General features: G+C 31.9%; 26 protein-coding genes and 1 tRNA gene. 12 read left to right on the forward strand and 15 right to left on the reverse strand.

The window, feature by feature from the left end; translation table 11 throughout:
• The first annotated feature begins 16 nt into the window (after positions 1-16).
• The 4 genes from AAHN00_RS04775 to AAHN00_RS04790 all read left to right on the forward strand — a co-directional run bounded on the left by AAHN00_RS04775 (position 17) and on the right by AAHN00_RS04790 (position 1,911).
• Complete coding sequence (locus AAHN00_RS04775) at positions 17-217, forward strand: hypothetical protein (RefSeq protein WP_342272277.1); 201 nt, start codon at positions 17-19, stop codon at positions 215-217.
• Positions 218-487: 270 nt separating this feature from the next.
• Positions 488-573, forward strand: a tRNA-Leu gene (locus AAHN00_RS04780).
• Between the two features lie 43 nt (positions 574-616).
• On the forward strand, positions 617-1,180 hold the full coding sequence (locus AAHN00_RS04785; RefSeq protein ID WP_341751468.1) for a NifU family protein: 564 nt from the start codon (positions 617-619) through the stop codon (positions 1,178-1,180).
• 5 nt (positions 1,181-1,185) lie between these two features.
• The gene (locus AAHN00_RS04790) at positions 1,186-1,911 is read left to right on the forward strand and encodes an SDR family oxidoreductase (RefSeq protein WP_342272278.1); all 726 of its coding nucleotides are present in this window, start codon (positions 1,186-1,188) and stop codon (positions 1,909-1,911) included.
• A gap of 59 nt (positions 1,912-1,970) precedes the next feature.
• Here AAHN00_RS04790 and AAHN00_RS04795 read toward each other — a convergent pair whose 3' ends face one another.
• The 4 genes from AAHN00_RS04795 to AAHN00_RS04810 form a co-directional block, all read right to left on the reverse strand.
• Entirely contained in the window at positions 1,971-2,678 is a 708-nt protein-coding gene (locus AAHN00_RS04795) for a metal ABC transporter ATP-binding protein (protein ID WP_342272572.1), read from the reverse strand.
• A 1,045-nt stretch (positions 2,679-3,723) separates the two neighbouring features.
• Positions 3,724-4,641, reverse strand: coding sequence for a transposase (locus AAHN00_RS04800; RefSeq protein ID WP_342272279.1), 918 nt, complete (start codon positions 4,639-4,641; stop codon positions 3,724-3,726).
• Positions 4,608-5,045, reverse strand: coding sequence for a transposase (locus tag AAHN00_RS04805; RefSeq protein ID WP_342270975.1), 438 nt, complete (start codon positions 5,043-5,045; stop codon positions 4,608-4,610). The genes AAHN00_RS04800 and AAHN00_RS04805 overlap by 34 nt, the downstream gene beginning before the upstream one ends.
• Positions 5,046-5,181: 136 nt before the next feature.
• The gene (locus AAHN00_RS04810; protein WP_342272280.1) at positions 5,182-6,012 is read right to left on the reverse strand and encodes a transposase; all 831 of its coding nucleotides are present in this window, start codon (positions 6,010-6,012) and stop codon (positions 5,182-5,184) included.
• A gap of 166 nt (positions 6,013-6,178) precedes the next feature.
• Here AAHN00_RS04810 and AAHN00_RS04815 point away from each other — a divergent pair, with 166 nt between their 5' ends.
• Entirely contained in the window at positions 6,179-6,370 is a 192-nt protein-coding gene (locus AAHN00_RS04815) for a hypothetical protein (RefSeq protein ID WP_342272281.1), read from the forward strand.
• A 221-nt stretch (positions 6,371-6,591) separates the two neighbouring features.
• Here the strand turns inward: AAHN00_RS04815 and AAHN00_RS04820 are convergent, their stop codons facing one another.
• The 10 genes from AAHN00_RS04820 to AAHN00_RS04865 form a co-directional block, all read right to left on the reverse strand.
• The gene (locus AAHN00_RS04820; RefSeq protein ID WP_342272282.1) at positions 6,592-6,999 is read right to left on the reverse strand and encodes a transposase; all 408 of its coding nucleotides are present in this window, start codon (positions 6,997-6,999) and stop codon (positions 6,592-6,594) included.
• A 193-nt stretch (positions 7,000-7,192) separates the two neighbouring features.
• Positions 7,193-7,528, reverse strand: a complete 336-nt coding sequence (locus tag AAHN00_RS04825; RefSeq protein ID WP_341751470.1) for a DUF2610 domain-containing protein — start codon at positions 7,526-7,528, stop codon at positions 7,193-7,195.
• A gap of 337 nt (positions 7,529-7,865) precedes the next feature.
• Positions 7,866-8,621, reverse strand: coding sequence for an inositol monophosphatase family protein (locus tag AAHN00_RS04830; RefSeq protein WP_342272283.1), 756 nt, complete (start codon positions 8,619-8,621; stop codon positions 7,866-7,868).
• 154 nt (positions 8,622-8,775) lie between these two features.
• Positions 8,776-9,342 carry an elongation factor P gene (gene efp / locus AAHN00_RS04835; protein WP_341751472.1) on the reverse strand — a complete coding sequence of 189 codons (567 nt, stop codon included), beginning with the start codon at positions 9,340-9,342 and terminating at the stop codon, positions 8,776-8,778.
• Between the two features lie 244 nt (positions 9,343-9,586).
• On the reverse strand, positions 9,587-10,108 hold the full coding sequence (locus tag AAHN00_RS04840; RefSeq protein WP_342272284.1) for a methylated-DNA--[protein]-cysteine S-methyltransferase: 522 nt from the start codon (positions 10,106-10,108) through the stop codon (positions 9,587-9,589).
• 1 nt (position 10,109) lies between these two features.
• Positions 10,110-13,403 carry an FAD-dependent oxidoreductase gene (locus AAHN00_RS04845; RefSeq protein ID WP_342272285.1) on the reverse strand — a complete coding sequence of 1,098 codons (3,294 nt, stop codon included), beginning with the start codon at positions 13,401-13,403 and terminating at the stop codon, positions 10,110-10,112.
• 25 nt (positions 13,404-13,428) lie between these two features.
• The gene (locus AAHN00_RS04850) at positions 13,429-14,205 is read right to left on the reverse strand and encodes an ABC transporter permease (protein WP_341755383.1); all 777 of its coding nucleotides are present in this window, start codon (positions 14,203-14,205) and stop codon (positions 13,429-13,431) included.
• Positions 14,205-14,942, reverse strand: a complete 738-nt coding sequence (locus AAHN00_RS04855) for an ABC transporter ATP-binding protein (RefSeq protein ID WP_341762772.1) — start codon at positions 14,940-14,942, stop codon at positions 14,205-14,207. Before AAHN00_RS04855 ends, AAHN00_RS04850 begins: the two co-directional genes overlap by 1 nt.
• Positions 14,943-14,958: 16 nt before the next feature.
• A complete protein-coding gene (gene trxA / locus AAHN00_RS04860) occupies positions 14,959-15,282 on the reverse strand; it encodes a thioredoxin (RefSeq protein ID WP_342272286.1) in 324 nt (107 codons plus the stop codon).
• Positions 15,283-15,574: 292 nt separating this feature from the next.
• Positions 15,575-16,420: a pyruvate, water dikinase regulatory protein gene (locus AAHN00_RS04865; RefSeq protein ID WP_341751478.1), complete on the reverse strand. Its 846-nt coding sequence runs from the start codon at positions 16,418-16,420 to the stop codon at positions 15,575-15,577.
• A 451-nt stretch (positions 16,421-16,871) separates the two neighbouring features.
• On the opposite strand from AAHN00_RS04865, the gene AAHN00_RS04870 reads away from it, so the two are divergent.
• The 7 genes from AAHN00_RS04870 to AAHN00_RS04900 all read left to right on the forward strand — a co-directional run bounded on the left by AAHN00_RS04870 (position 16,872) and on the right by AAHN00_RS04900 (position 21,293).
• Entirely contained in the window at positions 16,872-17,036 is a 165-nt protein-coding gene (locus AAHN00_RS04870; RefSeq protein ID WP_342272287.1) for a hypothetical protein, read from the forward strand.
• 36 nt (positions 17,037-17,072) lie between these two features.
• On the forward strand, positions 17,073-17,285 hold the full coding sequence (locus tag AAHN00_RS04875; protein ID WP_342272737.1) for a hypothetical protein: 213 nt from the start codon (positions 17,073-17,075) through the stop codon (positions 17,283-17,285).
• Positions 17,286-17,692: 407 nt separating this feature from the next.
• Positions 17,693-17,884: a hypothetical protein gene (locus AAHN00_RS04880; RefSeq protein ID WP_342272288.1), complete on the forward strand. Its 192-nt coding sequence runs from the start codon at positions 17,693-17,695 to the stop codon at positions 17,882-17,884.
• A gap of 72 nt (positions 17,885-17,956) precedes the next feature.
• On the forward strand, positions 17,957-18,976 hold the full coding sequence (gene hemE, locus AAHN00_RS04885; RefSeq protein ID WP_342272289.1) for a uroporphyrinogen decarboxylase: 1,020 nt from the start codon (positions 17,957-17,959) through the stop codon (positions 18,974-18,976).
• A complete protein-coding gene (gene hemH / locus AAHN00_RS04890; protein WP_342272290.1) occupies positions 18,954-20,042 on the forward strand; it encodes a ferrochelatase in 1,089 nt (362 codons plus the stop codon). Before hemE ends, hemH begins: the two co-directional genes overlap by 23 nt.
• A 17-nt stretch (positions 20,043-20,059) precedes the next feature.
• A complete protein-coding gene (gene hemJ, locus AAHN00_RS04895) occupies positions 20,060-20,497 on the forward strand; it encodes a protoporphyrinogen oxidase HemJ (RefSeq protein ID WP_341751481.1) in 438 nt (145 codons plus the stop codon).
• The gene (locus AAHN00_RS04900; RefSeq protein ID WP_342272291.1) at positions 20,490-21,293 is read left to right on the forward strand and encodes a transposase; all 804 of its coding nucleotides are present in this window, start codon (positions 20,490-20,492) and stop codon (positions 21,291-21,293) included. Before hemJ ends, AAHN00_RS04900 begins: the two co-directional genes overlap by 8 nt.
• Before the next feature lie 22 nt (positions 21,294-21,315).
• On the opposite strand, the gene AAHN00_RS04905 is transcribed toward AAHN00_RS04900, so the two are convergent.
• Complete coding sequence (locus tag AAHN00_RS04905) at positions 21,316-22,530, reverse strand: IS256 family transposase (RefSeq protein WP_342270940.1); 1,215 nt, start codon at positions 22,528-22,530, stop codon at positions 21,316-21,318.
• Between the last annotated feature and the right edge of the window lie 12 nt (positions 22,531-22,542).

The following is a 22,542-nucleotide window of genomic DNA, read 5'->3' on the forward strand; positions in this document are numbered from 1 at the left end:
ATGGTTCATTTAAAAAGTGTCACAACACAAAAAGAATATATCTGTGAAGTGTAAGATTTTGTTAAAAAAATATCTTATCTTATCTTTTCTTGATAAGATATTTAAAATTTATGTTGAAACGACGCACTGCAAGTGCGGGGTTTTTCTCCCAAAGTGGGACAATAAATATATGATATATTCTGTAACGAAAGGCATAGTACCCTACATTTTTCTATAATCGTCATAGCAAGGCTCTTTAAATGCCGTGGCGATCTAGGTAAACAGCAAAGCTGTTTTTTAGAGTAACGTTTCGCGTATCCTAGATTGCCACGTCGGCGATTTCATCGCCTCCTCGCAATGACGGTTTTTTGGCTGAAACCTTTCCGGTTTAGCTATATACTCAATGAAAATCAAGAAGAAATGAGGTTTTATAGTAAAAATACTTGCTTTTTAACGTTTTTTTTATTAGTCTGTGCAATCTTCATAGAGTCTAAAATAACCTGACCTTGCCCGCGTGATGGAATGGTAGACATAACGGACTTAAAATCCGTGGGGTGCAAACCCTTGCCAGTTCAAGTCTGGCCGCGGGTACCATTCATTTTTATCAAGATCATTCTTTTTATCGAGGAAAAAGTATATGTTTATTCAAACTGAAATTACTCCTAATCCTAATGCGATAAAATTTTTCCCTAACATACCTGTTAGTCCTAATGGACCGGTTCATTTTAGTAATCTTGATGAGGCAAAAGGTAAAAGCAGGTTAGTAGTTCAATTATTTAGTATAAATAACGTAAAATCTGTATTTTTTGGTAGTGATTTTATTACCGTTACTAAAGAAGAAGAAAGTGATTGGCTAGTTTTAAAACCTGAAATTTTGATGATTATTATGGATCATTTTACTGCTGGTTTTACTGCTTTTGATGGGGAAAATGGTCAATCTGCCATAAATAATTCTGACGAGATGTCTGAAATCGAACAACAGATTGTAGAAATTATTGAAACACGTGTACGTCCTTCGGTTGCCATGGATGGAGGTGATATAATATATCGAGGATTTGAAAATGGAGTGGTAAAATTAGAACTTCGTGGAGCTTGCCAAGGTTGTCCTAGTTCGGCTATTACTTTAAAAAATGGTATTGAATCAATGCTTAAACATTTTATCCCCGAGGTAGAATCTGTTGAAGCTGTAGACGAGTTATAGATATTATGTCAAAGTTAGCAGTAGTTACAGGGGGAACAAGGGGGATAGGCAAGGCTATTACTATAGCATTAAGGGATAGAGGCTTTACCATTGTAGCAAATTTTTATAGTGATTACCAAGCTGCTAAAGATTTTAATGAAAATTATTCTATTAAAACTAAGCAATGGAATACAGCAAATTATGCTGAATGTTTTAGGTCAATAAAGGAACTTGAAAATGAATTTGGTCGTCCAGTAAGTGTCCTAGTGAATAATGCTGGTATTACTAGGGATGCGATGATGCATAAAATGACTGAAGAAGAGTGGCAAGAAGTGATTAACGTTAATCTTAGCTCATGCTTTAATATGTGCCGTGCAGTAATTAACCAAATGCGAAATCAAAATTACGGACGAATTATTAATATTAGTTCAATTAATGCTCAGGCAGGACAAATAGGGCAAACTAATTATTCTGCTGCTAAAGCTGGAATTATAGGATTTACTAAGGCGTTAGCTAGGGAATCAGCTTCTAAAAATATAACGGTAAATTGTATAGCTCCTGGGTATATTAAAACATCAATGGTTGAAAAGATACCAGCTAATGTACTAGAGCAAATAATAGCAGCTGTGCCAATGAAAAGGTTGGGTAGACCAGAAGAAATTGCTAGAGCCGTAGAGTATCTAGCAGATGAGCAAGCTGGTTTTATTACTGGGGAAACGTTGTCAATTAATGGTGGGTATAATATGTCATGAGGTATATTTCTACCAATCCTTCATTGCGGGCAATGCCCAAGTGAGTTTGCCAAAAATATCTAATGTTTATGGTCATGATGATGGACATAAAAACCAATTGATGACAAGGTGTTTAGGAAGTCTTGGTTCTGTGCTAAATCGTTAGGCTTACCACTACAACATATATGTCCATTCAAACATATAACTTGGTCAGAGTTTTTCATCACAGTAAATAAGTCATGTGATATCATAAAAATTGTAATATTTAGACGTTTTTTTATTTGATTAATAATCCGATAAAATTCTTGCTGACTAGTAACATCTAATGATTGAGTTGGTTCATCTAAAATAATTAGATCAGGATTGTTGAGTAAGGTAGCAGTTAGAATTAGCTTCTGAAATTGACCACTAGAAAGTTCTGAAATATCATGATGTTTATAATTATCAAAATCAATAAAATTATTCCATTCTTGCCAATCATTGCGAGTAGCATTTGAGGCTAATAAATATAAAAAATTTTCAGCTGTAATTGGTAAGTCTGAAGCAAAATCTAGTCTCTGCGGTACATAGCCAATTTTTAGATAGGGGTGAATTGTTATATTACCAGATGAGGCACTGTCTAATCCCAAGATTAATCTAGCTATTGTTGTTTTCCCAGCACCATTTGGACCAATTAAAGTCGTAACCTCACCTTTTTTAACGGTAAAATTAATATTATTAAGGGGTAACTTTTTGCCAAATTGTTTAGATACATTACTGAATTTTATTAATGTAATATCTTCTGATATAGACACAACCACCTGATCAAAATTATTATTGTGTGCCAATTATGATAAATAGCTAACCTCAGTTTGATGTAAGCCATAGTACTCTACATTTCTCTATAATCGTCATCGCGAAGCATCTTTGGATGTCGTGGCGATCCAAATAAACAGCGAAGCTGTTTCTTCTAATACGCTTTGCATATCCTGGATTACCGCGTCGCCGCTTTTTCGCGACCCCTCGTAAGGACTCTTAACAGTAGTGACATAAAAAATGTTATGGCTGCTCCGTTACTCATGTACACCTAGCAGCTCGACTTTGCTGCTGCCTAGTCCGTCTCCGCCAAAAATATTTAAAGCCCCCCATAATCTATGATTGACTCAATAACAACCAGCTGAAGCTGGTGGGTTGATATCTAGACTGGAAGTCGCTATTACTCTAAAGAGATATTACTAATGCCTGTGCTATCTCTCTGATCCTAATTCTTATAAGTTACCCTGCAATACTTTTGTAGCGATATTTAGTGATCCAAACAACATGAAAGCGATGGTAAAATACAGTGTGGCTAGTCTTGTTATAATCTGTCATATATGATATTTTAATATACATAAGAGCAAGCTCTTCATGTATATTAAAATATCATATATTCAAGTTATAGTGAATTGAAATATTAGAACAAGGACTGAAGTCTTTCCCAGCTGAAGCTGGGGGTTTTAACCAAAAAGGTGACTATAAAATTTTTACAAAAAAAATTCTAATATTTGCACTAAAATTAAAAATTGTTTTCAATTTTATTGAAAAATTTCTGTTTTAGTAAAATTTTTACATGAGCTTATTGTTAACGATTTTTTTTAATCGTTTAGCAAGTTTTTTAGTCTCCCCGTCAAAAGTGCTAAAAATTAAGAAAAATTCAAAATTTAATACCTTAGCCAAAAATTCTTGTATAAAATTTGAGAGTTTAATTTTTTTGATTTAAATTTTTGGTACAAAAAGATGATTTTTAGAGAATTTTTGCATGATGATTTATTAACGATTTTGTAATTATTTGATTATTTTTTTACTGACTAATTTCTATGTAGAAAAATTTGTTTTGAGTAAATGATTCGCAATACACCGTAAGTTCAATCCTACAGCGGAAATTAACGGATTAATGACATCTCCTATTACCCCTTTCAGGTAGTTTCTGCCAACTCTACCATAACTTTTAAGATGCCCTATTATCGGTTCTATGGCACTCCGTCTCTTGAGCATTGCCTTATCATCTGACGATAGTTTCTTCTTGCAATATGGGCTATACACTTTGCCCTTCTCCTTAAAATTATTCCCCTTGTAACCTGAGTCAACAAAGGTTCTTGCTACTTCAACTCCTGTTAATTCTTTTACAATCTCTACAGTCTCCGATAATGTATGCCCATCATATGGATTGCCATGAAAAGATTTTGTCCCTAATACAAAGTTACCCCGACCACTTACTGCTATCGAAACCTTATTACCAAACTCGTATGGCTTGTTTAATTTCCCTTTACCAATGCACTCTACCTCCTGTGCATGAAAACTATATAATATTTTATTCTCTTCTTTATATTGTTCTTTTTCTGCTTTACTCAATATAGATTGTACTTGTATCTTTTTTATCTTATTCAGTATTTCTTGTTGTCTTGCCGATAAACTTAAATTTGCTTTAGCTATTTCTCGCTGACATATCCTAACTAAACGACCCAGTAATACTTTTAAATGCCTCATTATTTTCTTACGCTTCTTGGCTTTACTATTATCCTTATATTTCCATAATTTTAATATATCTCTTTTATATTGCTTGGCATATGTTTCATTTAACTTGATGCCTAAGGCATGACATAGCTTTACTAGCTCTATTCTTGCCTTATCCATCAAGTACACATCATGGGGATACTTAATATTCTTAATTTGTACAGTAGTATCAACTATTATCGATGCTAAGTCTTTTTTTTTACTACACCTGCTTTGCATCCGATTCTTATCAGCTCCTTTAATATCTCATTGTAGCCATCTTCTCCTAATATAGTACGAAACCGACGGATACTAGCTTCTGATATTTCAGCATCTTTCTGCAAATATTCCCAACCACAAAAATACTGCCAATATACGTTCTCTCTTAACTCTTCCTCAGTCGCTGCATCTGACAGGTTATACATCGCTTGCAGCATAGTCACCCCAAGTAACAGGCGGTGACATCTGCGATTCCTACCAAATTTCTTAATATCAACATTTGCTGACAACCATTCCTCTAAACTAGACCAATTTATTAATGATCTTAATTTATATAATTTATTATTGTGGTTTAATTCTTCGGTCAGTTTGTAACCAAAAAGTTGTCCTTGTCTTTGCAACTTTGTTATATTTTCTATCGGCATTAATCAGATAATCCTTAAGTTTTTTGCCAATATTATAGCTTTTTCTTATGGATTCTCTATATATTTTTATCTGCTAAGCATATTATATATTATCCTTCTAGACTTTTGACGGGGAGACTTTTTAATGATAATTTTTTTATGTAGAGTTAGGCATGATGTGTAAATGATTGGCAATACATCGTAAATTCAAACCTATAGCAGAGATTATTGGATTGATCACATCTCCTATCACACCCTTCAAGAAGTTTCTGCCCATCCTGCCATATTGTTTCAAATGCCCTATTATTGGTTCTATAGCACTGCGTCTCCTGATCATACACTTGTCTTCTTTCAATAACTTTTTCCGAGTTTTTGGGGTATATACCTTACTCTTCTCTTTAACATTGCTGCCAGTATAACCAAGATCAACAAACGATTTTTTTATCTTTATTCCAGTTACATTTTCTACCGCTTCAAAACTCTGCTGCAATGTATGACCATCATAAGGATTATTATGAAACGATTTTGCTGACAGTACAAAATTTCTACGACCACTGACTACTACCGCAACTTTATTGCCAAACTCATATGGCTTGTTTCGTTTTCCCTTCCCTATACACTCTACCTCAGGGGCATGAAAACTATACAATATTTTATTCTGTTCTTTGTATTGCTTTTTCTCTTCTCTTTTTAAAACAGATTGGCTATGTATTTGTTTTACTTTTTTCAATATTTCTTGATCTCTGATAGATAAGTTTAATTTCTGATTTTTTATCTCACGCTCACATATTCTAACCAAACAACCAAGTAACGTTTTTAAATGCTTCATTATTTTCCAACGCTTCTTGGCTTTGCTATGCTCTTTATACTTCCAGAGCTTTATTATATCTCGCTTATAGGTTCTAGCGTAGGTTTCGTTTAAACTTATACCCAAACTTTGGCAAAGCTTCACAATACTAAGCCTAGCTTTATCCATTAAGTTAACCACTCTGCACTGCAAGTGCAGAGCTTAATATTACGGCATGAATGCCTCATGTATGTACTAACTTAAAAGTTAGAAACTATTTGTGTATGGCTCATTTAGAAAGTGTCACAACACAAAAAGAATATATCTGTGAAGTGTAAGATTTTGTTAAAAAATATCTTATCTTTTCTTGATAAGATATTTAAAATTTATGTTGAAACGACGCACTGCAAGTGCGGGGTTTTTCTCCCAAAGTGGGACAATAAACATCATGTGGGTGCTTGATATTCTTAATTTGTACCGTTGTATCAGCAATTATCAATTCCAAATCTTTTTTTTTAATTGTGTTAGTTCTTATTCCAACTCTTATCAACTCTGCTAATATCTCGTTATATCCAGATTCACCTAGTTAACCACTCTGCACTGCAAGTGCAGAGCTTAATATTACGGCATGAATGCCTCATGTATGTACTAACTTAAAAGTTAGAAACTATTTGTGTATGGTTCATTTAAAAAGTGTCACAACACAAAAAGAATATATCTGTGAAGTGTAAGATTTTGTTAAAAAAATATCTTATCTTTTCTTGATAAGATATTTAAAATTTATGTTGAAACGACGCACTGCAAGTGCGGGGTTTTTCTCCCAAAGTGGGACAATAAATTACGAAATCTTCTTATGCTAGTTTCCGACATCGCTATATCCGTTTCTATATATTCCCACCCACAGAAATATTGCCAATACATGTTTTCTTTTAGTTCTTCCTCTGCTAATGAATCTGAAAAATTATACATTGCTTGTAGCATCGTTACACCAAGCATCACTCTATGACATTTTCTATTTCTACCAAATCTCTTAATAGAAACATTTTTTGATAAACATTCTTCTAGACCAGACCAATTTATTAATTCTCTTAATTTATATAGCTTATTATTTGAGTTTAATTCTTCTTTTAATTTATAACCAAAAAGTTTTCCTTGTTTTTGTGATTTGATAATATTTTCTATTGGCATATTGACTGAAATCCATAAGGTTTATTAGCATATTTTAACATTTTCTTATGGATTTCTTTATTATTTTCTGCCATTAAACCCTATTATCTATAAGACTTATAGAGTTTTGCCGGACAGACTGCCTAGCTCTTCTTGAAATTATACTATCGTCTACCCAACTCTTGAAATCATAGCAATATACATCGAACTCAGGTTAACTAGCAGTCTCACCGTTAACATCATTATTACTATCTTGGTCGTCATTATCACTTTCCGATTCTTCACTTTTTTCAGATTTATCATCCTCTTCTTGTGCAGAACCAAGAGCATACACACACAATTCTTCCAGCAGAACATTATTCTTATTAGCCAGTTCTTGCAGTTTAGTTATCGCATCCATGACCTCAGCTGGTATTTTCCCACCACGTTGCTTTGATAACCAGTCATCCTGAAAATGCAAGGGATGATGCCCCGGCTCAGGTTGCCCTACATATATGGTAAACGGTGCCATTTGTCCACCAAAATCACAATTAACACTAAACTTTTTCATAACATAACATTAAATTATTAGAATAATATTAGGGATTTCAAGATTTAATCCTAAAAAACCATAGTACCCTACATTTTTCTATAATCGTCATAGCAAGACTCTTTAGATGCCGTGGCGATCCAAAGTAAACAGCGGAGCTGTTTTTTAGAGTAACGCTTCGCGTATCCTAGATTGCCATGTCGCCGCTTTTTCGCGACTCCTCGCTAATAGACGATCAGCAACCATTTTAATAGTGGTTATATAAAAAATGTAGGGTACTATGCTAAAAAACTTATCCCTAACAAAATTGTATATGATACAACAAAAAAATAAAAGTAAAAAAATTTGGCAACAAAAATTAACTACTCAATGACGTTTTTTCAAATAATAGATGTTTAAATTTCTCGGAAAGTTCATAATTAGTAGCAACAAACGTTTTGTCATTATTTATTATTGCTCCACCTGATTCTCGGACAATTAAATCAAAACTAGCTTTTAAAGTGTAATTTAATGATGAAAAATAAACAGCATCAATCTTACCAGCTGCAAGTAATAGAATTCCATAACAATGAGAACCAAAAACCCTAGCATTTTTCAAAAAAACTGGGTTTATGTTAAAATCGTCAGTAGAAATTAGAAAATTATCAAAACTAGAACAAGCAGAAACCCTTAATCTACCACTATTATTAGTGGTATTATTTCCTACCCATACCCCTTTTCCCTTCTCAACATAATAAATCTCATCAAGAGCTGGAAAGTTTATCACAGTACAAACCGTGGTTAAAATTTTATTAATCTTTTTTAAACACGTTATAGATACAGCAAAAAATGGTATACTTTTTTCTAAATTACTCAAACTATCAAGCGGATTTATTAATAAAACCATCTCAGAAGTGTTATCTAATTCAAACTTATCCTCTGAAAAAAATAAAGAACTTGTATATTTTTGCAACTCATTACGTAATAAATCTTGTGTTTTAATGTAAGATTTATTGCAGAAATCATAGTTTCCCTTATTAGATCTTTGAAGCATTTCCAGCTCTAAAAAATCTCTCTTCAAAAACTTAACAGCTTTACATGATGCAGTAATAAGTAAGTTAGTTATAGGCTGCATAAGCTATATATGACTTCAAAAGTTGATGATAGACGATAGTATAACTTCAAGAGGCAATAGCAAAGTCGAGCTAGCTGTGCGTACATGAGTAACTAGGCAGCTTTAATCTTCAGAGACAATGACCTTAACTCTTAAAGTTCTACCTAAGTATATATTACTTTGCTCTCTCAACAAAGCTTATATCTTCAATTTTTATAACTATTTTCTCCCCAGTAACTAAATAAGGCGGTACCATTACCTTTACTCCATTGGTTAAAATCGCTGGTTTATAAGAAGATGTTACCGTAGAGCCTTTAATTACAGGATCAGTTTGCATAATTTCAGCAATAACGGTTTGCGGTAATTCAGCATTTAAAGCTTTTTCTTCATAAAACTGTACCTTGAGTACCATATTATCCTCAAGAAATGGCAATCTTTCGCTAAGAATTGCCTTATTAATTAAAATTTGCTCAAATGTCTCATTATCCATTAACACGAGGTCATCACCTTCAAAATATAGGAATTGTAAATCCTTATTCTCAAGCTGTGCTTTTTCAACATAATCGGATGAATTAAAACGCTCATTAAGTTTTGTACCAGTTTTTAAATTTTTCATCTCTACTTGCACATAAGCCCCACCTTTACCAGGTTTGGTATGTTCAGGTGTTTTGCTCACAACCCATAAATCATTATTATACACTATAATGTTACCAGCTCTAATAGCATTTGCTGAAATTTTCATATTATTATCACTTATCTAAAATAATTATTAGACTTGCTGCATAAATCAAAGATAGTTGAGGGATTTTTAGGAGAAACGAAGCCGAACACCGCAGCGTACACAGACGTACGTGAGGAGCGGAGGCGAGTTTCGACGACAAAATCACCAACTAGATTGACTTATGCAGTAAGTCTATTTTGTATATTTGTTCAAGCTGGTTATTAACACCTTTCTAGGTCTATTTTATCATTTTTATCGATAAAGGTCAAAGTATAATCATATCCTTATAGCTTTCTTCTAATTCTAAAAGTTTTTTCTTGAGTTCAAGTCCTCCAGCGTAACCAGTTAGTCTACCATCAGTAGCTATAGCCCTATGACATGGTACTATAATTGACAAAGTGTTGCGTGCCACAGTGTTTGCTACTACACGTACAGATTTAGGAGCAAATATTAAATTTGCAATATCCTTGTAACTCATCACTCTAGCATATGGGATGGCAGAGATGGTAGACCATACTTTCTCCTGAAAATTAGTCCCCATGAAACGGTAAGGTACGGTAAATTCTTTTCTAGTACCATTTATGTATTCTGTTAGCTCTTGGTAAGTTTGATCGAATATACTGCAATTTTGCTGTTCATGATAACTACTATCTAAAATTGGCATATGTTTTTGCCCTACAAAATATAAACCTGTTAAAAAGTCCCCATCTGATACCAATAATATATTCAAATCATTTGAGTATATTAGAGCAATTGGTAAGTCTATATATCTATATATTTTTGTCATTTTAATTTTTTTCTTGGAGAGAATTTTGTTCTAAACGACTTTTACACCCTGTGAAGTCAACTATTTTTGTATCTTGATCTTGGCAAGCACAAGTAAAAATATATTTCCTTTCGTCTGTGACTTCCTGAATGCATTGTCCGCAAATACCTTTCATCATACACTGCATAGGAGAATTAAGACTTACTATTAATTGAGTTTTGTTACCAAAAAAATCATCTTTTATATCTTTTATAGCTTCCATCATTTCTGTACTACCCGCAGCTATTATCCTATCTATGCTCAAATTTTTCCAAAGGTAACAATGCCCCATTATAGCATACACCAAATCGCCCTTAACACTAATATCTTCCGCCCTATTTTTTGATAAAATACCTTCTTCACAACACCAAACTACTATATCGGCTGCTTCTTCTATTCTTTCTTGATAGAACCTATCTTGTAAATTTTTATAACCAGCAAAATATATAATTTTACAATTATTATTTTTAAGAGCCTTAGCTATTGAGCATAAAACTGCATTTCCAACTCCTCCACCAACAAGCACTACATTACTATCCTTTAATATCTCAGTTGGCTTACCACTAGGCCCCATTAGTACTACTAATTCATTTTGCGATAAATATCTACATAATTTACTTGATTTACCATTTTGCCAAACTATCAAATGAATTAACCCTTTTTCTGAATCAACATAAGCTCCAGTGACAGCCAATGGTTCGATAATTTTTGAAATATCACTAGAATAATTTTGTAAACGGAAAAATTGCCCCGGTTGAAAATTTTGAGCAGCGATAGGAGAATGTATTACCAGCTCTACTATTTTATCAGATAGAATCTTAACCTCTTCAATACGACTCATTAATAGATAATCTAGTTTAGCAAAGAAATCTACATAATTACCAAGAAAATTTGGACTATTTTTGGTAAGTTTTTTTCCAATAAACTTGTACCCCTCTTTACTACTTGCTAAGGCTTTAACCACACTTCCAGAGTATTGAGGATTACAATCACCAAAATATGTTATACTTCCTGCATAAGTCAATCTAGTTGGTAATTTTGTTGCCGAAACTCGCCTGTACTCCTCACGTACGCCTGTGTACGCTGCGGTACTCGGCTTCGTTTCTCCTAAAAATTCCTCAACTATTTTTGACTTATGCAGGAAGTCTGTTATACTCGAATGATTTTCCAAATAACTATTATCTTTATGCGTACCTATTGCCATAAGTACAGTCCTTACCTTAAATTTTTTCCTTATACCTAAATTATCAAATTCTATTGATTCAGCGTAAGTATACTGATCAACATCAATGCCTAAAGGTATCATATCTTTAGCAAAATTTACACCTGCAGCCATAGCATACATAACTTCCTCAGGATTTAACTTGTAGGCAGGAGAATCCTTTAATTTTCCTCTGTAACAAATTGTTACTCCACCTAGTTCATCGAGGATTTTTTTTACAGCTTCTGTATCTTGTACTTGCCTAAATAATTTTGCATGCGAGATAAATTCTTCGGCTATTAATTTGTCCTCATCTGTCCAATTTTGTTCTGTATGATTTTTCCCATTCTCCTCAACTGACAATTCATACTTTTTTAGAAATTTTTCTACTTGTAACTTATAATAATTTAAACTTTCAGTTGCTGCATCAATAGAGGTCAGTCCTCCGCCAATGATAATAATAGGCATCCTAATAAGCAAATTAGTGTTAGATTGTTCTAAAAAAGCTCCTCCTGATTGTAATGTCATTAGAAAGTCGGAGGCTGTTTTCACACCTTTTGCAAGAAAATTTTTCATTTGAGCAATTTTGGGCTTACCAGCTCCAACACACAAAGCAACATGGTCAAATCCTAAATGAAATACCTGCTCCATAGTTATATTACTATCTAAACTTACACCACCAAAAAGCTTAAAATGACTGTTTCTCTCCAGTATCAGACGTAATATAGTTAAATTATTTTTATCCCACCTTGCAGTAATACCATACTCGGCTACTCCTCCAAAACCTTCAGGTATTTTTTCTGATAAGTTTTTTTTATAATCAGACCAGTATTTAATAGGCTTGTTAATATCAAAAGGTAATGGGGTGATTTTTAAGCCATCTATAGCTACTACAGTATGTCCGTCTCGTAATAAATAATAGCTTAAACTAAACCCAGCTGGTCCTTGACCCACTACTAAAACTTTGTAATTAGTTGAAGGCTTTGGCATCAGAGAAAAAATGTTAAGTGGATTCCAATTGGTAAGTAATAAATATATTTCCACCCCGTAAGGTAGAAGCAAAGTAGTTTCCAAAATATTAGATTCAACAAGAGGAATATCTACAGGTTCTTGCTTTTGATAAATGCAAGCATTAGAACAATCATTACAAATCCTATGACCGGTGGCAGCCACCATTGGATTATCAATGACAATAATAGCAAGAGCAGCTAAATTAAACCCCTTGAACTTTACATAATTCATCTCAGAGATTTTCTGCTTCAGCGGACAGCCCGACTTTGATGGCGTAGTCGGTAGTATATTCGCAGAATCATTCGAGTATAACCCTTTAGAACACGAGTCTTTTCCCTGTTTATGACAGTAGATACAATAGTGAGTAGCATTTAAGACTGTATCTAGATTAGATATAGGATTTAAACAATCAAACCCTAATCTTACATGTTTTTTATATTTAGCTACCTTATTAAGATCTATTAAATTATCTTTATCTGTTTTATTTGGTAAAGAAAATAATATACTTTCAGATTCATTAAATCTCCTTTGAAACTCTACTCCTGCAAGAGATCTATTATAAACCATAAAGGCAGCATATTTTGCTGCTATATCTAACTCAAAAGCATATTTTTCATCATCTAATTGCCATTTTATTACTTGACGAGCAAACTTGTCTTGGGTAAACTCCTCTCCTAAAAGTTTTTCTAAAAAAATTGATACACTATCAAAATCAATCTCTTTTAGTTTTTCAGGAGGATATTTTCTTACCGCAACACGCTGGATGAACTTTCTCTTACATTCATAAATTACATCAAATTCTTTATGACTAAATCTCAGATTGGCTATTTCTTGTTCAATACCAAATAACTTAGCTAGAAAATCATCAAAAACAGGCGAAATTTCTAATAAAAAATCCGAGTAATATTTTTGATCAACTTGATCAGGATTAGCCCTTAATGATAAAATAATTTCATAAATAGAATAACTATGGCTACGCAGAAAACTTAGAAAAATTTCATCTAATTTTTTTAAGCCTTCTAATCTATTCAGATCTATAAAATCTAAACCAAAAGCAAGTGTCATATAGCTAAAACCTTCTTTAGATTAGCTATATATAATATATGACATTTTTAGAAAAAAATCTGTAGCCAAGATAACTGAAAAATGAAACAATAACGGCTACAATAAAGGATTTTATAATCATAAATACATCTGGCAACACTCCTTCTATTACTAAGAATTGAACTGGTCTTATGACAAGAAAAATGGGGTTAATTTCAAAAAATATTCTCTTTGATTCTGGTACCATAGAATATGGGTACACTATTGGTATAGTCCAATATGCAACATTCAAAATCAAATTTAATACCTGTGGAACATCACGTATATAAGGAGTTAAAAATGCAAATGCGATAGAACTACTAATCACAGAAATAATCAGCGGTAACACAAGTATTGGTACAAAAAGTATATATACACTAAATCTTTCAGGATATAAAATGATAAAAGCTATATACATAGCTACAAACGAATAAATTAGGGTATAAACTTGTGTTAAACTATCCGATATAGGAAAGATAGTTCTAGAAATTACTACCTTTTTTATAATACCACTGCGATTAATTAATGAATTTGATGATATATTTAAGCTGCTAACAATAAATGTCCATAACGGTAAACCACCGACTAGATTCATAATCATTGCTTCTCTTGGTAGCTTAAGTAAAAATCCAAAAAAATATGAAATGATCATTATATGCACAAAAGGCTGAACTAAACCCCATAACGAACCTAAAAAAGAATCTTTATTTTGATGAGATATAGAAGCTTGGGTTAATAATACCACTGACAACCAGTATTTCTTGGAAAAAAAATACTTTATCATTAATAATTCCCACTATTATAAATTTTTAGTATTTCATTTGGATTACCGTCTGCGATAATACTACCTTCTTTTAATAATACACATCTATTACAATTCTCCTTAATAATATTTTCTTGATGACTTACTAATATTAAAATAGGTATATTTTGTAACTTGTTTTTCATAAAATTGGTCGACTTCTCAATAAAATGACTATCACCAGCAGCAAAAACTTCATCTAGTAAAAGAATATCTGAATCTTGAAAAGCCGATACAGAAAAAGCCAATCTTGATAACATACCAGAGCTATAATTTTTTACCGGTAAATCTATTTTATTCCCTAGCTCAGAAAAATCTATAATTTCTTGTTCCAGTTCTTTACTATACTTACCTAACATATTATTATAAATCATGAGCATTTTGATATTTTCTCTGCCAGTTTGCTCTAATTCAAAACCTACTCCCATCTCAATAATGGCGGCAAAGTTACCGTGAACTTTAATTTTTCCAAACTTTAATGGATAAATTCCAGCAATTACTTTAAGCAAAGAACTCTTACCTGAACCATTGCTACCAATAAAGGCAATTTTTTCGCCTCTTTGACAGGAAAGATTTATATTATTTAAGATAGGAATTGACGAAGGAAAAAGTTTACCTCCTTTAATAAAAAAGTGTCTTAAACTTTCTACCCTTTGTTGGTTATTGATTCCTTCTACACAACCATCAGATATCTCTATAAATACTAGTTTAGACGTCATATATTAAAAATATGAGTTATATTTTTACTGAAGAGTTAATCCATTCTTCAATAATATTTTTGGGGAATACTCCAGTCTTAGTAGCTAGTTGTTTCCCATCTTTAAACAAAATCATTGTAGGTATACTACAAATGCCTAAACTTGAAGGTATATTGGGATTTTGATCTATGTCCATTTTAACGATTTTTATTTTGCCCACTAATTCCTTACTTAATTCTTCAATAATAGGTGTTAACATTTTACATGGTCCGCACCATTCAGCCCAAAAATCAACTAATACAGGTGTGGTGGACTCTAAAACTTCTTTATTAAAAGAATCATCTGTTATATTACTTGCCATAATCTCTTATTTTTTGAATTATTAAATATCGAATAAAAAACACCTTCGATGTCATCCCCGCGTAAGCATAATCATAGTACCCTACATTTTTCTATAATCGTCATAGCAAGGCTCTTTAGATGCCGTGGCGATCTAGGTAAACAACGAAGCTGTTTTTTTTAACTATGAGGCATAATACTCAACAGCCTGCTATTTTTCTAGATTCCTCTACCTACGTGGGGATAACATCCCTGTGTTTTAACAATTATAATCATACTAAGTAATATTCTTATTGTAAATGACTGCTTTAAGTTTACTTAAAAATGTTAGTATTTAAATTGTTAAGAACATATTTCTTACGATCATAATAAAGCTTCATAGCTACAGCAGCAGTTTCTTCTACAGATCTTCTTGAAACATCAATTATTGGCCACCCTTGTTGCTCGCAAATTTGTTTTACTTGCATACATTCTTCTTGGACTGTTTTAAAATCTGTATAATTAGTATTATCGCTCATCTGTAACAAATGCATTCTAGTTTCTCTTATTTCAATTAGCCGAGTTGGGTTAATAATCAAACCAATTACAAGCTGTTTTGTAATGCTGCCTAACAAGTCTAAAAACGGATAACCATGAATATAAGGTACATTTGCTGTTTTAAATCCATTATATGCTAGATATACGGAAGTTGGAGTTTTTGATGTCCTAGAAGGACCAATCAGAATAATATCAGCTTCATCTAATTCACTAGTCATCTGACCATCATCATGTCTAAGAGTATAATCAATAGCATGAATCTTATCAAAATAACCTTCATCAAATTTATAATCATAAACTAAACTTTCTTCTGTTTCTACACCTAAAAAAACTGAAATTTCTTTTACAATTCTACCTACAACAGAGATACAAGGAATTTTTAAATCATAACAAAATTTAGTTAAATTTCTTCTTAGTTCGTGATCTAAAATAGTGTATAATACAATGCTTGGTTTCATCTTGATTTTTTTCAAAACCTCATTTAATGATTCTGCATTTCTTAACATTGGCCAATGATACAATTTTGACTCAATTTTGCTAAATTGTGACAAAGCAGTATTAGCTGCATGTTTAACTGTTTGTACTGAAGAGTCTGAAACTAAGTGAATAATCAGCTTATTCATAGTTTATTAGTCTTTGTGGATAATTTTTATTCATATTTTAATCTCTATATTAAAAGTAACCAATAACTACCCATATATATCCCGTATATAGAGGTTAATAACCTATATAATTTAAAGAATAATTTTGTGGATAATTTTGTGTGTAAAATGCTAGATATCTAATATCTTTCACGTTTTCTCATTCTACACACATAAAACACTATGAATTATCCACTAAAAAAATAATCCTATGAATAATGTGAGTAATAATTATAATCAATAAACTTCACTGGTAATTTAGCAGTTAACCACTCTGCACTGCAAGTGCAGAGCTTAATATTACGGCATGAATGCCTAATGTATGTACTAACTTAAAAGTTAGAAACTATTTATGTATGGCTCATTTAGAAAGTGTCACAACACAAAAAGAATATATCTGTGAAGTGTAAGATTTTGTTAAAAAAATATCTGTATGATTCATTCTTATCTTTTCTTGATAAGATATTTAAAATTTATGTTGAAACGACGCACTGCAAGTGCGGGGTTTTTCTCCCAAAGTGGGACAGTTAACCACTCTGCACTGCAAGTGCAGAGCTTAATATTACGGCATGAATGCCTAATGTATGTACTAACTTAAAAGTTAGAAACTATTTGTGTATGGCTCATTTAGAAAGTGTCACAACACAAAAAGAATATATCTGTGAAGTGTAAGATTTTGTTAAAAAAATATCTGTATGATTCATTCTTATCTTTTCTTGATAAGATATTTAAAATTTATGTTGAAACGACGCACTGCAAGTGCGGGGTTTTTCTCCCAAAGTGGGACAACAAAGCAGTATTAGCTGCATGTTTAACTGTTTGTACTGAAGAGTCTGAAACTAAGTGAATAATCAGCTTATTCATAGTTTATTAGTCTTTGTGGATAATTTTTATTCATATTTTAATCTCTATATTAAAAGTAACCAATAACTACCCATATATATCCCGTATATAGAGGTTAATAACCTATATAATTTAAAGAATAATTTTGTGGATAATTTTGTGTGTAAAATGCTAGATATCTAATATCTTTCACGTTTTCTCATTCTACACACATAAAACACTATGAATTATCCACTAAAAAAATAATCCTATGAATAATGTGAGTAATAATTATAATCAATAAACTTCACTGGTAATTTAGCAGTTAACCACTCTGCACTGCAAGTGCAGAGCTTAATATTACGGCATGAATGCCTAATGTATGTACTAACTTAAAAGTTAGAAACTATTTATGTATGGCTCATTTAGAAAGTGTCACAACACAAAAAGAATATATCTGTGAAGTGTAAGATTTTGTTAAAAAAATATCTGTATGATTCATTCTTATCTTTTCTTGATAAGATATTTAAAATTTATGTTGAAACGACGCACTGCAAGTGCGGGGTTTTTCTCCCAAAGTGGGACAATAAAAAAATGTGTATAACTATGTGTATATATAATTAATCTACATATTAACAATGTCTATATCAACTAAAAAAATATTATATATAAATATATATTATTATGGGTTATTTCATGAATCAGCTTTTACAAACTTTTAAGAAAAAAAATGATCTTGTACCTATTTGGTTAATGCGTCAAGCTGGTAGATATTTGTCTGAATATCAAAAAATAAGAAAAACTGTTAGTGGTTTCTTAGATTTATGTTATAATGTTGATAAGGCTGTAGAGGTGACTTTACAACCAATAAGAAGGTATGGATTTGATGCTGCTATAATTTTTTCTGACATTTTAGTTTTACCTGATGCACTTGGCTGGGATGTAAAATTCGAAGAAAATATAGGACCAATATTACGTAAATTTCAATCAAAAGAAGATTTTAAATATCTTGAAGGAAATTCAAATGGAAAACTAAATGTAATTTATGAAATAATCAATAAAACTAAAGCAAAATTACCAGTTGATACTGCATTGATAGGTTTTGCCGGTAGTCCATGGACGGTAATGACTTATATGCTTGAAGGAAGAGGCAAACAAAGTTTTGAAACAAGTAAAAAATTTATTTATGAAAATAATAACTTAGCACAAGAATTTCTAGACTTTATTACTGAAAAAACTATTATTCATTTAAAGGAACAAGTAAAAGCTGGGGTAGACTTAGTACAATTATTTGATTCATGGGCAGGGATATTAGAAGAAGCAGAATATGATCAGTTTGTAGTGCAACCAACAAAAAAAATAGTATTAGCTTTAAAAAAACAGTTTCCACATTTACCAATTATAGGTTTTCCAAGAGGTTCTGGGCTTTTATATGAAAAATATATTGTTAATACTGGAGTGGATGCTATTGGAGCAGATCAGTTTGTACCAGCTAGTGCCATGAAATTATGGAGTGAGAAAATTGTTGTACAAGGTAATTTAGACCCATTTATATTGCTTACTAATAAAGAAATTATCGCAGAAAAGGTAAGTAAAATAATTGCAAATTTTAAAAAAAGAAATTTTATATTTAATCTTGGACATGGTGTTTTGCCAAATACACCAGTTGAAAATGTTGAGTTTTTAGTTAATTATGTTAGAGAATTTAAATACTAAAATATCTCAAAAAAAAATAGCCATCGTACTTTTTAACCTTGGTGGACCAAATAGCTTAAACTCAGTCAAACAATTTCTATTTAACTTATTTTATGATAAGGCAATTATTAACTTGCCAAATCCCCTAAGGTTTATTCTTGCTAAGATAATATCAATTACTAGAAATAAAAAATCTCAGAAAATATATTCTCTAGTAGGTAATAATTCGCCTATTTTACAAGAAACAGAATCTCAAAAAGATGCTATTACAGAGAAGTTAAAACAAACTCTGAATGAGGATTTTAAGATTTTTATAGCAATGCGTTATTCTTATCCTGATTCCGAAGAAGCAGTAAGAAAAATAAATGAGTATAACCCTTCAGAAATAATATTGTTACCATTATACCCACATTTTTCTAGCACCACTACTGGATCTTCGATTAAAGATTTTATGTCTTCTCTTTATAAAAATAAAAGTGAATATTCCAGACATATTAAAACTATTTGTTGCTACCCTATCGATGACGAATTTATTGAAGCTCATTTATCATTAATAAAGCAATCATTTAAAAAATTGAAAAACAAAAAAAATTTTCGTATATTATTTTCAGCTCATGGTCTGCCTGTAAAAATAATAAAAGCAGGAGATCCATATCAGTGGCAGATTGAAAAGACCGTAGAAAGTTTGGTATCTAAGCTTAGCATAGATAATTTAGATTATAAAATAACTTATCAAAGTCGTGTTGGTCCAGTGGAATGGCTTAAACCTAATACGGAGGATGAAATTGAGATAGCAGGAAAAGAAGATAAATCTCTTATAATAGTCCCAATAGCATTTGTATCAGAACATGTTGAAACACTGGTAGAATTAGACATTGAATATAGAAAGATTGCTGGTAAGTACAAGATAGAATATATTAGGACTCCTGCTCTTGGAACAAATAAATTGTTCATCAATAGTATAACTAAAATGGTATCAAATTTAGTTAATTATAGTTTCGATACAAAAAATTTGATATGTAGTTCAATTAATAAAAGAATATGTCCTTATAATTTTACTATGTGTCCTTGTAATTTAAAAAACTAAGTAATGGGATAAAATTAATGGCTAGTTATTATTTATGGTTTAAAGCATTCCATCTTGTATCAGCAATTTCTTGGATGATAGGTTTACTATACCTACCAAGATTATATGTCTACCACACTAAAGTTGTAGTAGGTAGTGAAACTGACAAGATGTTTCAGTTAATGGAAAGTAGGTTACTCAGAATCATTATGAATCCGGCTATGATCAGCACTTATACCTTAGGTATAATTAACAGTTATATATATGGATTAGTAGCTTTAGGAACATGGTTTTACGTAAAAATGACAGCAGTTCTAGGTATCACTATTTTTCATGGTTTATTAGCTAGATGGAGGAAGAATTTTGTTGAAGGCAAAAATAATCATTCTGAAAGATTTTATCGTATCATTAATGAAGTACCAGCACTGTTGATGATAGTGGCTGTTGTTATGGTTATTGTTAAACCATTTGATTAATTATTTTTCTGCTTTATTAGTGGGAGATGACACGTTATTGTCAAAGCAATACAGTAAGAAAATTGAGCTTGTACATTATCAATATTCTGGAGCTGTACATGATGTTATACCTGGTATAGGGATGGTCAACTTACTGCATTACAATGCTAAAACTGATCAATCTACCCCTGTAGATTATAGAATATATGATAAAGAAACTGATGGAAAAACAAAGAATGAGCATTTTTGTGATATGCTTACTTTAGCTAAGGAAAGAGGGATCAATCCTGATGCAGTAGTAATGGATGCGTGGTATAGCGGTTTGGAGAATTTGAAACATATACGTAATTTAGGTTGGACATGGGTTAGTAACCTAAGAAAAAATAGAAAAGTTAATCATAATGTTAGCTTAGAAAGTTTAGAGATTCCTGATGAGGGACTAAAAATTCACCTACGTGGATACGGTTGGGTTACGGTATTTAAGTTTGTGGCAAAAAATGGTCGCATTGATTACATAACAACTAACTTAGAAAATCCAACACGTGAACAAATAGAGAAAATTGTTAAGGCACGGTGGTCTATAGAAGTTTATCATCGAGAATTAAAACAAACTTGTGGTATTGAACGCTGTCAGGCACGCACGGGTCGAGCTCAGAGAAATCATATTTGCCTTGCTGTATTTGCTTGGCTCGATATGAACAAAAGGAGGATAAATGAAAAAATTACTTTATATCAACAAACTTGGGAAGTTATAAAAACATCAATTCAGAACAACATTAGATGCCTTTTAGCTGATTCGCAGAGTCTTTCTAATTAAGTGTGTAAATTTTTCATAGGGCTTAAATTCTACCTTCAAATTTTATCAAAAAGTGAGCCATAGCTGCGTTCCAGTTTGGAATCGGCATAACCCATTTCTTGGTCATATAATCAATTGCCAAATATAAGGTCTTAAAAACAGCATTATCATTTGGAAAAACCCGTTTATTCTTAGTAACCTTACGTAATTGGCTATTGACAGATTCTACACTATTAGTTGTGTATATTACTTTCCTTATCGCCTCAGGGTATCCTAGAAAAACCATTAAATTTTCCCAATGAACATACCAAGATTTAGCAATTTGTGGATACTGTTTACTCCATTTAGCTTCAAAAGATTCTAAAGCAAGATGTGCTTCTTCCTCCGTGCTAGCAGTATATATAGGCTTTAAATCAGACGCTAATTCTTTTCGGTCTTTATATGATACATATTTTAAACTATTTCTAATCTGATGTACAATACATAATTGATGTTCGGTTTTCGGAAAAACTGCTTCTATTGCCTCAGACATACCGGTTAAATTATCACTGCAAGCAATAAGCATGTCTTGCATACCTCTGTTCTTCATCTCAGTAAAATTACCAAGCCAAAATTTCGCTCCTTCATTTTCACTGATCCACAATCCTAAAATATCCTTCCTTCCAGATAAATCAATACCTAATGCTACATATACAGACTTATTGATAATTCGTTTATCTTGACGTACTTTTACTACTAAACAGTCAAAAAATACTATAGCATATACTCGATCCAATGGTCGGCTTTGCCATATCTTGACATCCTCAATTACATCATCAGTAATTTGACTTATCAAACTTTCGCTAACGTCAGCTCCATACAATTCTTGCATTTGAATCTTAATATCAGATAAGCTCATTCCTTTAGCGTATAATGATATTATTTTATCATCAAATCCTTCAATACGTCTTTGACGCTTCGGAATTAATGCAGGTTCAAATGTACTACTTCTATCCCTTGGAACCTCAATCTCTACAACTCCATTATTTGTTACTAGATTCTTTACATTCCTACCATTACGAACATTATCACTATCAGTATGACAATATTTATCATATCCTAAATGATTATTCATCTCTGACTGCAATGCCTTCTCTACAAGCCGTTTGGTTAATTGTTTTAATAAACCATCCTCTTTAAGTAATGTTGATATATCTGTATCATTATTTATTAATAAATCTATCGCTTGATTCATTGCTTCATTTTGTTTTTGGTGCATTATAATTTCTCC

The sequence above is a fragment of the Candidatus Tisiphia endosymbiont of Parasteatoda lunata genome (genome assembly GCF_964030955.1).
Taxonomy (GTDB): Bacteria; Pseudomonadota; Alphaproteobacteria; order Rickettsiales; family Rickettsiaceae; genus Tisiphia.